Annotated in this window: 14 protein-coding genes; 3 read left to right on the top strand and 11 right to left on the bottom strand. The window is 71.4% G+C overall.

Going from position 1 to position 12627, the window contains the following annotated elements; translation table 11 throughout:
* Window positions 1-19: 19 nt before the first annotated feature.
* Both IEY71_RS08650 and IEY71_RS08645 read left to right on the top strand, forming a co-directional pair.
* Window positions 20-1633 carry a DivIVA domain-containing protein gene (locus tag IEY71_RS08650; protein WP_189084808.1) on the top strand — a complete coding sequence of 538 codons (1614 nt, stop codon included), beginning with the start codon at window positions 20-22 and terminating at the stop codon, window positions 1631-1633.
* A gap of 22 nt (window positions 1634-1655) precedes the next feature.
* Window positions 1656-2732, top strand: coding sequence for an AI-2E family transporter (locus tag IEY71_RS08645; protein WP_189084807.1), 1077 nt, complete (start codon window positions 1656-1658; stop codon window positions 2730-2732).
* Window positions 2733-2748: 16 nt separating this feature from the next.
* Here IEY71_RS08645 and IEY71_RS08640 read toward each other — a convergent pair whose 3' ends face one another.
* The 9 genes from IEY71_RS08640 to rpsB all read right to left on the bottom strand — a co-directional run bounded on the left by IEY71_RS08640 (window position 2749) and on the right by rpsB (window position 9484).
* A complete protein-coding gene (locus tag IEY71_RS08640) occupies window positions 2749-3501 on the bottom strand; it encodes an alpha/beta hydrolase (protein ID WP_189084806.1) in 753 nt (250 codons plus the stop codon).
* Complete coding sequence (locus tag IEY71_RS08635) at window positions 3498-3803, bottom strand: Rv1322 family protein (RefSeq protein WP_189084805.1); 306 nt, start codon at window positions 3801-3803, stop codon at window positions 3498-3500. Before IEY71_RS08635 ends, IEY71_RS08640 begins: the two co-directional genes overlap by 4 nt.
* 55 nt (window positions 3804-3858) lie before the next feature.
* The gene (locus IEY71_RS08630; RefSeq protein ID WP_229781598.1) at window positions 3859-4425 is read right to left on the bottom strand and encodes an aggregation-promoting factor C-terminal-like domain-containing protein; all 567 of its coding nucleotides are present in this window, start codon (window positions 4423-4425) and stop codon (window positions 3859-3861) included.
* A gap of 174 nt (window positions 4426-4599) precedes the next feature.
* The gene (locus IEY71_RS08625; protein WP_189084803.1) at window positions 4600-5154 is read right to left on the bottom strand and encodes a DivIVA domain-containing protein; all 555 of its coding nucleotides are present in this window, start codon (window positions 5152-5154) and stop codon (window positions 4600-4602) included.
* Between the two features lie 20 nt (window positions 5155-5174).
* Window positions 5175-6191: a phosphatidate cytidylyltransferase gene (locus tag IEY71_RS08620; RefSeq protein ID WP_189084802.1), complete on the bottom strand. Its 1017-nt coding sequence runs from the start codon at window positions 6189-6191 to the stop codon at window positions 5175-5177.
* Window positions 6192-6200: 9 nt separating this feature from the next.
* Entirely contained in the window at window positions 6201-6755 is a 555-nt protein-coding gene (frr, locus tag IEY71_RS08615) for a ribosome recycling factor (RefSeq protein ID WP_189084801.1), read from the bottom strand.
* 35 nt (window positions 6756-6790) lie between these two features.
* Window positions 6791-7528, bottom strand: a complete 738-nt coding sequence (gene pyrH / locus IEY71_RS08610; protein WP_189084800.1) for a UMP kinase — start codon at window positions 7526-7528, stop codon at window positions 6791-6793.
* A 196-nt stretch (window positions 7529-7724) separates the two neighbouring features.
* The gene (gene tsf / locus IEY71_RS08605; protein WP_189084799.1) at window positions 7725-8549 is read right to left on the bottom strand and encodes a translation elongation factor Ts; all 825 of its coding nucleotides are present in this window, start codon (window positions 8547-8549) and stop codon (window positions 7725-7727) included.
* Between the two features lie 23 nt (window positions 8550-8572).
* The gene (gene rpsB / locus IEY71_RS08600; RefSeq protein WP_189084798.1) at window positions 8573-9484 is read right to left on the bottom strand and encodes a 30S ribosomal protein S2; all 912 of its coding nucleotides are present in this window, start codon (window positions 9482-9484) and stop codon (window positions 8573-8575) included.
* Window positions 9485-9832: 348 nt separating this feature from the next.
* Here rpsB and IEY71_RS08595 point away from each other — a divergent pair, with 348 nt between their 5' ends.
* Window positions 9833-10402: a murein hydrolase activator EnvC family protein gene (locus IEY71_RS08595; protein WP_229781597.1), complete on the top strand. Its 570-nt coding sequence runs from the start codon at window positions 9833-9835 to the stop codon at window positions 10400-10402.
* A gap of 23 nt (window positions 10403-10425) precedes the next feature.
* Here IEY71_RS08595 and IEY71_RS08590 read toward each other — a convergent pair whose 3' ends face one another.
* Window positions 10426-11658 (bottom strand): tyrosine-type recombinase/integrase, encoded by a 1233-nt coding sequence (locus IEY71_RS08590; RefSeq protein WP_189084797.1) that lies wholly within the window; start codon window positions 11656-11658, stop codon window positions 10426-10428.
* Window positions 11659-11663: 5 nt separating this feature from the next.
* On the bottom strand, window positions 11664-12560 hold the full coding sequence (locus IEY71_RS08585; protein WP_189084796.1) for a metallophosphoesterase: 897 nt from the start codon (window positions 12558-12560) through the stop codon (window positions 11664-11666).
* Window positions 12561-12627: the final 67 nt, after the last annotated feature.

The following is a 12627-nucleotide window of genomic DNA, read 5'->3' as shown; positions in this document are numbered from 1 at the left end:
GGACCGACACGGAGGAAGAATGGCCGTCGAAGAGACCGAGTTCACCCAGGTGTTCCGCGGATACGACAAGGACGAAGTCGACAAGGCGATCAACGGCCTGCGTCGCGACATCATCGCCGCGAACACCCAGTCGGCCGAGGCGTCGAAGGAGAACAAGCGGCTCCTCGCCCGGATCGAAGAGCTCACGGCCGAACTCGAAGAGGTCGGCAGCCCCACCTTCTCCGGCCTCGGCACCAAGCTCGAGAACACGCTGCGCGTCGCCGAGGAGCAGTCCACCCGGCTGATCGCCCAGGCCGACATCGACGCCGAGAAGCTCCGCCGCGCCGCCGAGGACGAAGTGCACGTCCTGAAGTCCGACGCCAAGGAGCTCGCCGAGCGGAGCGTCTCCGAGGCGCGCGCCCAGGCCAGCCGCGTGCTCGAGAACGCCCGCGCCGAGGCCGACGACATGGTCGCTCGCGCGCACGAGACGAGCGAGCAGCTGCGTCAGGAGGCCGCCCGTGACGCCGCCGCGATCCGCAGCTCGGCCTCGACCGAGACGGCAGAGCTCCGGGCGAGTGCGAAGCGCGAGGCCGCCGCGACCCTCTCCGAGGCGGAGCGGCGCGCGTCCGAGCTGCTGGCGGAGGCGCACGCCGAGGCGAACGAGGCGAAGACCACGGCGGCGGGGCTCGCGCAGGAGACCGAGCAGACCCGCGCCGAGGTCGCGGTCGAGCTCGACCGCGCCAGGGCCGAGCTCGCGAAGGAGAGTGAGCAGGTCCGTCTGGACCTGGCCGCCGAGACCGAGCAGTCACGACTCGACCTCGCCCGCGAGAGCGACGAGGCGCGCGCCGCCGTGGCCGCCGAGGCGGCCGAGAAGCGCACCGCCCTCGGGCACGAGCTCGAGCAGGCCCGCGCCGACCTCGCCCGTGAGCTCGCCGCCGGTCGCGAGGAGCTCGAGCTCGCCCGCGAGCAGGCCGCCATCGATCGCGCGCGCGAAGCCGAGGCCGCGAAGCAGAAGCTCGCCCACGAGCTCGAGCGGATCCGGGCGAGGCACGCCGCGGAGCTCGAGCAGATGCGGGCCGACCTCGCCCTCGAGCAGGAGCAGGCCCGAGCGGACTTCGAGGCCGAGGCGGAGCAGGCCCGCATCGACCTCGACAACCAGCTCACCTCGATGCGCAAGAAGACGACGCACGAGGTGAACCGGAAGACCCGCGAGATCGAGCAGGCCCGCATCGACCTCGAGACCGAGCTCGCGACGAAGCGCGACGAAGCCGAGCAGGAGCTGCTCGCCGCCCACCAGCAGGGCGTCGCCGAGACCAAGAAGTTCCTGGACGAGGCGAACGCCGAGCTCGCCGACGCGGTCGCGCGGACCGCCGCGAGCCGGGCCGAGGTCGAGCGGCTCGAAACCGAGGTCCGCGCCGAGATCGCCGAGCTCCGCACCCGTGCGGAGGACGAGGCGCACTCCCGCGTGCAGGCCGCCCACGACCAGGCCCGCAAGCTCATCGCAGACGCCGAGGAGCGCACCCGCGCCCTCGTCGCCGACGCCGAGGACCGGCTCTCGCAGATCCGCATCGAGCGCGACGCCGTCGCCGGGTACTTCGAGAGCCTCCGCGGGGTCCTGACCCAGGCGGAGCAGGTCGCCGCGGACACCAAGTAGCGAGGGCGGGGCTGCACCCGGCATGAAGATCCAGAACGCGTTCCGGGTCGGGCTCGTCGGCACGCTCGGCGTCGGCGTCGGGCTGCTGATCCTGATGTCGCTCGCGAGCCTCTCGACGATCCTCACCTATGTCGGGGCGGCCCTCTTCCTCGCCCTCGGGCTCGAGCCGGCGATCGCCTGGCTCGAGCGGCGCGGACTCCCCCGCTGGAGTTCGATCCTCGTCGTCATGGCGGGCGTCGCGGCCCTCGTCGCCGCACTGCTCCTCGCGGTCATCCCGATCATCGTCGAACAGGTCGGCCAGCTCGTGCAGCGGGTGCCGCTGCTGGTCGCCAATCTGAACTCGACCGAATGGGTGTCCGGCACGCTCGAGTCGCTGCAGGAGCAGTTCCCGCTCCTGAACGTCCAGGAGATCTGGGACAGCGTCTCGAAGGGCGTCGTCGACTTCGTGAGCGACCCGGACAAGATCAGCGAGCTCGCGGGCGGCGTCTGGCAGGTCGCCGTGGCCCTCGGATCCGGCCTCTTCGCCGTCATCATCGTGGTCATCCTCACGCTCTACTTCACGGCGTCGCTGAACACCATGAAGCGCGGGATCTACCAGCTCGTGCCTGCCTCGCGCCGCCCCCGCTTCGCCGACCTCACGGAGCAGATCACCCAGTCGGTCGGACGCTACGTCATCGGCCAGGTGTCGCTCGCAGCCATCAACGGCATGGCGAGCTTCGTCTTCCTCTCGGTGATCCAGGCGCCGTTCTCCGCGGTGCTCGCCTTCGTCGCGTTCGCCTTCTCGCTCGTCCCGCTCGTCGGTACGCTGACCGGTTCGATCCTGATCGTGCTGGTCTGCCTCATCCCGGGGCTGGGTTCGCCGCTCACCGCGCTCGTCGCCGCGGTCTACTACGTCGTCTACATGCAGGTCGAGGCATACGTGCTGAGCCCGCGCATCATGAATCGGGCCGTCAAGGTGCCCGCAGCGCTCGTGGTGGTCGCGGCGCTCGCGGGCGGTGCGCTCCTCGGCGTGCTGGGCGCCCTGGTCGCCATCCCCATCGCCGCGTCGCTCCAGCTCATCATCAAGCAGGTCGTCATCCCCCGCCAGAACGAGCGCTGAGGCGCGCAGCAGTGGGTCAGGCGCTCGCGAGCGGCCAGCTCGTGGGCAACGGCGCGGCCGCGGGGTTCACCACCGCGACGATCTCGTCGAGGACGCGCCTGGTCTGCGTCTCGCCGACCCACAGGTGCCGACCCCCCGCGACGTCGATCCGCTCGAGCCGCGGCACGCCGGCGAACCTGGTCGCCGCCTCCGCGGGGCGCAGGTAGTCGTCGAACTCCGGGATGAGCGCGACGAGGCGAGGGGCGGCGTCCTGCCAGCGCCGCAGTTCGGCCTCGCTCGTCCGGTGCAACGGCGGCGACAGCAGGATGGCGCCGTCGATGCGATGCTCCAGGCCGTACTTGAGGGCGAGCTCGGTGCCGAACGACCAGCCGAGCAGCCACGGGTGCGGGAGGTTCCGCGCCTCGACGAAGTCCATCGCCGCGGCGACGTCCGCCCGCTCGGCATCCCCCTCGCCGAACGCGCCGTCGCTCGTCCCCCGCGGGGACGTCGTCCCCCGGGTGTTGAAGCGCAGGACCGCGAGATCCGCGAGAGCCGGAAGCCTGGCCGCCGCCTTCCGCAGGATGTGCGAGTCCATGAAGCCGCCGGCGGTGGGCAGCGGATGCAGCGTGACGAGCGTCGCGACCGGCGGGCGCCCCTCGGGCACGGCGAGTTCACCGACGAGCCGCAGCCCGTCGCTCGTGACCAGTTCGATCGGTTCTCTGACGGCGGGGAGTTCGACGCCCGCGCGGATCTCCACCGGGGCGCTCTCGGCCGAGTCGTGCTGCGTCATGTGCCCGCCTTCCAGCAGTGGGTGTGCCAGTGCCGGCGTGCGGAGAGGTCCGCCGCATCGCCGAGCACGCCGTCCGCCCGCCACGCCACGAGGTGGGCGGTGCCCGGTGCGATCTGCTGACCGCAGCCCGGGCAGGCGTACGCCTTCTGCGCCTGCGCTTCGGAGACCGGCTGGACGTTCCACTCGCGGCCGCGCCGGGTCTCGCTCCGACGCCAGCCCGAGGTCAGCCGTTCGACGTCGAGCTCCTGGTGCGGCTCGCGTGCGCGCGCGGCCCGCCCACGGGAGCGGTGCGAGGGTGCCATGCGAACCAGTCTATGGCGAGGTGGCGAGGGCGCCTGCCGGACGGCGGCGCCGGCGTCAGTACCAGCCGGCGGACTCGGAGTGGGCCCACGCGCCGCACGGCGAGCTGTAGCGGCCCTGGATGTATCCGAGGCCCCATTCGATCTGGGTGGCGGCGTTCGTCTCCCAGTCGTCGCCCGCGCTGGCCATCTTCGAACCGGGCAGCGCCTGCGGGATGCCGTACGCCCCGCTCGAACTGTTGTGGGCGTTCACCCGCCAGCCCGACTCGCGATTCCACAGCGCCACGAGGCAGTCGAACTCCCCGGAACCCCAGCCGCGTGCGGCGACCGCGCCGGCGGCGTATCCCTGGGCCGACCCCGGATCCGGGGTGACCGCGGGCGGCGCCCAGGCGACGGCGGCGGGGGCCTCGACGATGGGCTCGGGCTTCTTCTCGACCGCGTAGTCCTCGCGGCCCACCGACAGCGTGTACTCGCCCGCGAGCTCGAGGTCCTGCACCGCTCGTCCGTCGAAGCGGTCGCCGGCCGCGGCGAACTCGACACCGGACGCCGTGGCGCGCGCGTCGACGGTCGGGTCGACGAGGTTGACGAGGATGATGCCGATGCTCGCCGCCGAGGCGAAGCCCACGGTCAGCGCCTGCTTCAGCCTGGAGCGTACGGCGGAACTCGAGCGCGGCGCTGCCGGAGCCGATGCCACGACCGCGCCGCTCGCCGAACCGGGCGAGGAGGGATCGGATGCGCGTGGCGCGCCTGCGTCAGAGTGCCTACCCACGATGCTCCGAGTCTAGCCAGACCGCGTGGCTCATCGCACGGCCAGCATGACGTCGACGACGGCGTCGAGCACGAGGTCGACCTGCGCCTCGCGGTAGCCGCCGCGCTGGGGCCGGAAGGTCACCGTGCGCACATCGTCGACGGAGATCGGCCAGCCGTCGCGGAAGTACCGCGTGAGCTTGTCCGCGAAGCGGTCGACGTCCTCGACCCGGTACCCCGTGACGAGCGGGTTCACCCGCTCGAAGCGGTGGTGCTCCGGACGCCCGAGGCGGTTGGCGATGACCTGCGCCGTGGTGCGCGCCTCCCGCAGCCACGCCTCCTGGCCGTACAGCAGTGCGGAGGTGCGGCGCTCCTGCGCGGCGAAGGCGTCTTCCAGACGTTCGAGCGCGGCATCCACGTGGTCGGTCGAGTAGCCGTGCTTCTGCATGCCGAACGCGGTCAGCCGGATCGACTCCGCCGTGATCGCCCGGTCTCCAGGCGCCGGAGTGCCGTCGTAGGCGCGACGCGCCAGCCTCAGGAACTCGTCGACCTCGCCGGTGTGGTACCCGAGCTTGGGCTTTCGTGCGCGCGGAAAGGGAGAAGACACCGCTCCAGTATTGCGCACGCTCACCCGAAGAGCTGGAAGGCCACGAAGGCAACTGCGGCGGACGGCAGGATCGAGTCGAGGCGGTCGAGGAAGCCACCGTGCCCGGGGAGCCACGAGCTCATGTCCTTGATGCCGAGATCCCGCTTGATGAGCGACTCCGCGAGATCGCCGAGGGTCGCCGTGAGCAGCACCGCGGCGCCGAAGATGAGCCCGAACCACCACGTGTTGCCGAGCATGAACACCGACAGCAGCACACCGGCGACGAGGCTCGCCAGCGCTCCCCCGGCGAAGCCCTCCCACGTCTTCTTCGGGCTGATCACCGGGGCCATCGGATGCTTGCCGAACATCAGTCCGGCGGCGTAGGCGCCGGTGTCCGCGCCGACCGCGATGATGATGAACGCGAGCGTCCACCACTGCCCGCCGTCGGCCGCCGTCAGCACGACGGCGAAGGACGCGAGGAACGTCACGTACCCCTGCACGAACGCCCCGGCGGCGAGATCGCGCACGAGGCCTCTGGAGCCTGCGACCGACTTCGGGAACGCCTGCTCGACGAGACGCCAGAGCGTCACCAGCAGGATGCCGCCGAGGACCGCGAGCAGCTGCCCGCCAGGTCCGCCATAGTACGCGACGGGCACGGCCACCACGGCCGCGACGACGGTCGGGATGCGCGGCACGAGGTACGAGCCCTTGCGCAGCGCCTGCGCGAGCTCGTAGCTCGCGAAGCCGACCATCAGCACGGCGAGGAGCATGAACAGCTCCTTGAGGAACAGCAGGCTCAGCAACAGGGCGCCGCCGAAGACGACGCCGATCAGCACCGCCAGGATCAGGTTGCGCCCGGTGCGCGCCTGGATGCGCTCCTGCGCCTGATCGAACTGGGCCTTGCCGGCCTCGAACTGCCGTTCGAAATCGGCCTTCCTCGCCCCGAACTGCCGCTCGAGATCGGCCTTCCGCGCCTGCACTTGAGCGCGGAACTCACCGCGCGACGCGGGCTCCTGCCCCGATCCCCCGTCGCGCTCCTCCTCGGGAACGCCCGACATCCGCTGCCCTCAGACCTCGAGGAGTTCGGCTTCCTTGCGCTTCAGCGCCTCGTCGATCTGGTCGACGTGCGCCTTGGTCACCTGCTCGAGCTCCTTCTCACCGCGAGCCACCTCGTCGTCGCCGACCTCGCCCTTCAGCGCGTCGAGGTCGTCCTTGGCCTTGCGGCGCACATTGCGCACCGAGACCCGGGCGTCCTCCGCCTTCGAGCGGACGATCTTGACGAACTCCTTGCGGCGCTCCTCGGTGAGCTCGGGCAGCGTCACCCGGATGACGTTGCCGTCGTTGTTCGGGTTGGCCCCGAGGTTCGGCGTGTCGCGGATGGCCTGCTCGATGTCCTTCATCGCGCTCTTGTCGTAGGGCGTCACGACGAGCGTGCGCGCCTCCGGATTGGCGAGCGAGGCAAGCTGGGCGAGCGGGGTGGGCGTGCCGTAGTAGCTCACCATGATCTTCTGGAAGAGCTGCGGGTTCGCACGACCCGTTCGCACGGTGGCGAAATCCTCCTTCGCCGCCTCGACGGCCTTCTGCATGCGCACACCGGCGTCGGAAAGTACATCCGCGATCACGTCGAACTCCTTACGGTTCTAAGCCTCTGGTCAGTCTATCGACTGACGGGTTCCACGCCGTTCGCCACGACGGTGCCGAAGTCGGCGCCGAGGATGGCCGCGGTGACATTGCCGGCCGGCTCCATGCCGAACACCTGCATCGGCATGCCGTTGTCCATGCACAGGCTGAACGCGGTCGAGTCGACGACCTTGAGGCCGCGCTGGAGCGCCTCCTGGTAGCTGATGCGGTCGATCTTGTGCGCGTCGGGGTTCGTGCGCGGGTCGTCCGAGTAGACGCCGTCGACGCCGTTCTTCGCGACGAGCACGAGGTCGGCGCCGATCTCGAGGGCGCGCTGCGCGGCGACGGTGTCGGTCGAGAAGTACGGGAGACCGGCGCCGGCGCCGAAGATGACGACGCGCCCCTTCTCGAGGTGGCGCTCGGCGCGGCGCGGGATGTACGGCTCGGCGACCTGCGTCATCTCGATGGCCGACTGCACCCGGGTCTCCGCACCCGCCTGCTCGAGGAAGTCCTGCAGCGCGAGCGAGTTCATGACGGTGCCGAGCATGCCCATGTAGTCGGCGCGCCCGCGGTCCATGCCGCGCTGGCTGAGCTCGGCGCCGCGGAAGAAGTTGCCGCCGCCGACGACGATCGCGATCTCCACGGTGCGCGCGGCATCCGCGATCTCACGGGCGATCTGGCTGACGACGTCGGGGTTGACGCCGAGGGCGCCGCCGCCGAACGACTCGCCGGAGAGCTTGAGGAGGACCCTGCGTCGCTTGGGCGTCTCGGTCATGGGTGTCGGTTCCTTCCCGCTCGTCTGAGTTCAAACTAGTGCGTCGGCCTCGTGGTGGAGCCGTACGGAGCCTGGGAATCCCGCCCGACGAGGAGGGCGGGGCCAGGCGTGCGCCCGTCTGGGCACGTGCGCGCCTCTCGGGCGCACAGAAAAGGAGTCCGGATCGACGAGCGATCCGGACTCCTCCTCATCGGCGTTACGCCGTGGCCTTGAACCGGGCGAAACCGGTCACGGTGAGGCCGGCGTCGTCGAGCACCTTCTTCACCTGCTGCTTGTTGTCGCGGGCGTAGTCCTGCTCGAGCAGGGCGACCTGCTTGAAGAACGCGGTGAGACGACCCTCCACGATCTTCGGCAGGGCGGCCTCGGGCTTGCCCTCGTTGCGGCTGATCTCGGTGACGAGCTCGCGCTCCTTCTCGACGATGTCGGCCGGCACCTCGTCGCGCGTGAGGTACGTCGGGTCGAACATCGCGATGTGCTGCGCGATCGCCCGCGCGGTCTCGGCGTCGTCACCCGTGTAGGCGACGACGACGCCGATCTGCGGGGGCAGGTCCTTCGAGGTCTTGTGCAGGTAGACGGCGAACTGCTCGCCGCTCAGCGTGGCGACCTTCGAGAGCTCGACCTTCTCGCCGAGCGTGGCGGCCTGCTCGTCGATCAGCTCGCCGACGGTCTTGCCGTCGGCGGGCGCGGCGAGGGCGGACGCCACGTCGGTGGCGCCGGCGGCGGCGACCGCGTCGAGCACCTTGTCGGCGAGGGCGATGAACTTCTCGTTCTTCGCGACGAAGTCCGTCTCGCAGGCGAGCTGGATCATCGTGTAGCCCGCGGCCGACTCCTTGGCGGCCACGAGGCCCTCGCTCGTCGAGCGGTCGGCGCGCTTGGCGTTGCCCTTGGCACCCTTCAGGCGCAGGATCTCGGTGGCCTTCTCGAGGTCGCCACCGGCCTCCTCGAGCGCCTTCTTGGTGTCGACCATGCCCGTGCCGAGCTGCTCGCGCAGGGCCTTGATGTCAGCGATGCTGATTGCCATGTCTGGCTGTCTCCTTCGGGGACTTATTCGGCGGGGGTGGCGGCAGCGGCCTCGCCCTCGGCGTCTGCCTCGGACTCGGTCGCGGCGATCTCGGTCGCGGCCTCGTCGACGATCTCGGCGGCCTCGGCCTTGGCCTCAGCCTCGGTCTCGACGGCCTTCTCGGTCGCGGCGCCCTGCTGCAGGAGCTCCTGCTCCCACTCGGCGAGCGGCTCGACGGCGGAGACGTTGCCGCTCTCCTCCGGCTTCTGGTGGCGCTCGATGAGCCCCTCGGCGGCGGCGTCGGCGATGATGCGGGTGAGCAGGCTCACCGAGCGGATCGCGTCGTCGTTGCCCGGGATCGGGTACTGCACCTCGTCGGGGTCGCAGTTCGTGTCGAGGATGCCGATGACGGGGATGCCGAGCTTCTTGGCCTCGTCGATCGCGAGGTGCTCCTTCTTGGTGTCCACGACCCAGAGCGCCGAGGGCGTCTTCGAGAGGTTGCGGATGCCGCCGAGCGACTTGTGGAGCTTGTCGAGCTCGCGCTTCTTGAGCAGCAGCTCCTTCTTCGTGAAGCCCGAGGTGGTGCCCTCGAAGTCGAGCTCCTCGAGCTCCTTCATGCGGGCGAGGCGCTTCGACACCGTGCTGAAGTTGGTGAGGAGGCCGCCGAGCCAGCGCTGGTTCACGTAGGGCTGGCCGACCCGGGTCGCCTGCTCGGCGATGGACTCCTGCGCCTGCTTCTTCGTGCCGACGAAGAGGACGGTGCCGCCGTGGGCGACCGTCTCGCGGACGAAGTCGTACGCCTTGTCGATGTAGGCGAGCGACTGCTGCAGGTCGATGATGTAGATGCCCGAGCGCTCGGTGAAGATGAAGCGCTTCATCTTCGGGTTCCAGCGGCGGGTCTGGTGCCCGAAGTGCACGCCGCTGTCGAGCAGCTGGCGAATGGTGACGACGGCCATGAGCCGTTCTCCTTCTGTTCTCAGTTGTACGCTGCCGACCGGCGGCCGGAAGCCCTGGTGCCCGGCGCGATCCCGCCGCACCGGCGATTCGCTGCTGAGCAGCGACTCGCGTGGAGTCGGACTGAGTGGGATCGGCGGCCGAATGGGCACGCGGAGTCACCTCGACATGCGAGGTGCGGCTCCACTCTACCAGTTCGCCGGGCGGGCCACGGTCGGACGCGGGATCGACACCCGTGTCGCTGGGGGCGGGCGGATGCCTCGTCCTCCACAGCACGCGCGCCAGCCGGCGACTGCACGAGTTCGCGCGCGTCCGGCTGACGGCCCGTCCGGCGGGAGCAGAGTCGAGGCATGCCCCGACTGCATCGCCCCATCCCCCTGCTCCTCCTCGTGTGCGGCGCGCTCACGATGGGCGCCCTCGCCTCGGCGCACTCCGCGGAGGCCCGAGCGGACGCTCCCGCGGCCCCCACCGCATCCGGAGGCGCCTCGCCGACTGCGGACTCCACGGCAACCGCGCGGTGGCGCTGGCCGCTCGATCCGCCTGCGACCATCACCGCTCCGTTCCGGGCGCCGCCCACTCCATACGCGTCGGGCCATCGCGGCATCGACCTCGCCGCAGCGGCGGGCACGCCGGTTCGCGCGCCCGCGGCCGGCACCGTGAGCTTCGTCGGCGCGGTCGCCGGGCGGCCGCTCGTCGCCATCGATCACGGCGACGGCTACGTGAGCGCCGTCGAACCGGTGTCGGCGCTCGTGGAGGCCGGATCGGCAGTCGCCCCGGGCGAGCCGCTCGGCACCGTCGCGAGCGGCGGCCACTGCGACGGGGCCTGCGTCCACTTCGGCGTCCGATTGCACGGCGAGTACGTCTCGCCGATGCTGCTGCTCGGCTCGGTGCCCCGTGCGGTCCTGCTCCCGCTCGACTGAGCTCTCCGCCCGGGCGCGCCCCGTCAGGCTCGAGGATGGGCGGTGCGGTAGCTCTGCTTCAGCCGCTCGGCCGAGACGTGCGTGTAGATCTGGGTCGTGCCGAGACTCGCGTGCCCCAGGAACTCCTGCACCGCTCGCAGCTCCGCCCCGCCGTCCAGCAGATGCGTGGCCGCCGTGTGGCGGAATGCGTGCGGACCGGCCGGGCCGCCGCCGGGCACCTCGGCGAGGAGGCCGGCGACGAGGCGGTGCACGCTCCTCGCGTTCAGTCGGCCGCCCCGGGCCCCGAGGAACACGGCGGGACCGGGGCGGTCCGACGCACCCCGACCGCCCGCGCGGCGAGACGTCCGGGCCGTTGAGGCCGCTGCGGAGGGATCCGTTCGGGCGGCCGCCCGCGCCCGCAGTGCCGGCCGGCCGAACTCGAGATAGCGGTCGAGCGCACGCGCCGCCGGGGCGCCGTACGGCACGACGCGTTCCTTCGCCCCCTTGCCGAGCACGCGCACCGTTCGGTTCGAGCGGTCGAGGTCGTCGAGATCGAGGCCGACGAGCTCAGAGACGCGCAGGGCGGCCGCGTAGAGCAGTTCGACGACCGCATGGTCCCGCAGGGCGTTCGGGTCCCCCTCGGCCGCGGCCTCCTCGAGTTCCGCGAGCAGGCCGTCGGCGGCGTCGCGGCTGAAGACGCGAGGGAGCGTGCGCTGCGGTTTGGGAGCGCGGAGCCTGGCGCCCGCGTCGCTCGCGGCGCGACCGCTCGCGGCCAGCCAGGCAGCGAAGCCTCGGGCGGTGGCGGCTCGTCTGGCGAGCGTTGCACGGGCGAGTCCGCGTTGATCCGCATCCCAGAGCCAGTCTCGGAGCAGCGCGAGATCGAGCTCGGCGCCCGCCGCGTCGTCGACCGGCGCGTCGTCGACCGGCGCCGCGTCGTGGGCAGACCCACCGTCGCGGGCGGGCCCACCGTCGCGGGCGGGCCCAGCGTCGCGGGCAGACTCATCGTCGCGGGCGGGCCCACGGTCGCGGGTGGGCCCACCGTCGCGGGCAGACTCATCGTCGCGGGCGGGCCCACGGTCGCGGGTGGGCGCGCCGTCGCGATCGGGCGATCCCGCTTGGCCGGCTGGCGGTTCACTCGCCGTGCCGCGCCGCCCGTCTGCGAAGCGGGCGAGGTCGGCGAGATCGGCCGCGTATGCCGCGATGGTGTGCACCGAGTATCGGCGTTCGTCTCGGAGGTGGGCGAGGTAGTCCTCGATGACGGGGTCGAGCGCACTCATCGGCGTCACTCCGTTCGCTTGCGCGAGAAGCGTTCGAGCCTCGCCGGCGGATCGAGCGCCGAGAGCTCGTCGAGGAACCTCTCGTCGAAGCGGGAGATCACCGTATTCGGCCCGAGCGGCGCCACGGAGACCAGGTGCCCGTCGTCGAAGAGCTGCACGAGCGAGAACGATCGGCCGCCGTCGACACCCTGCAGCTCGCGCGGCGGGGCGCTGACATCGAGCGTGTAGGCGGTGGCGCCGGCGATCGAGACGGGGATGCCCGCGAAGCTCCCGGCGCTCGGATAGTGCAGGTGCCCACCGAGGATCAGGCGGACGTCGCTCCCCCGCAGCACCTCGGCGAGTCGTGCTTGGCCCTGCAACTCGAGCACGTCCATCAGCGCGATCGGCGTCGGGATCGGCGCGTGGTGCACCGCGAGCACGGTGCCCATGGGGGCGGGCTCCGCCAGCACCGCGGACAACCAGTCGGCGCGCGCCTCGTCGACGGCGCCGTGGTGCCAGCCGGGCACGGAGACGTCGAAGGAGACGAGACGTACTCCGCCGAGCTCGACCACGCGGTGCAGCGGCTCGAGGCTCGGTGGAAGGTCGAGCAGCTCGGCGGCGAAGGGCTCGCGTTCGTCGTGATTGCCCATCACCCAGACGAGTTCCGCGCCTGCGCGCTCGGCGAGGGGATCGAGTGCGGCACGCGCCAGCCGGTAGGCGTCGGGCTCGCCGAGATCCGCGATGTCGCCGGTGACGACGATCGCGTCGAGGACGGTGCCGAGCCGATCCAGCTGGTCGACGGCCCGATCGAGCGCCGCAACCGTGTCGGCTGCGCCACCGAGCGGGGCACCGCCGGCGAGCAGGTGCATGTCGCTCAGGTGCGCGATCGTCGTGTGCGCTGCCGGGTATCTGCCGAGTTGCATCCGTCTGGCCTCCCAGGCACAGCCTACGGCGGACCCCTGCCACCGGCGGGCGGCGCCTCGGCGTGGT

It is taken from the genome of Agromyces mediolanus, from assembly GCF_014648575.1.
GTDB classification, from domain to species: Bacteria; Actinomycetota; Actinomycetes; order Actinomycetales; family Microbacteriaceae; genus Agromyces; species Agromyces mediolanus.
Note: the sequence above shows the minus strand (reverse complement) of the source record. Positions and strands in the feature narration are given on the sequence as shown.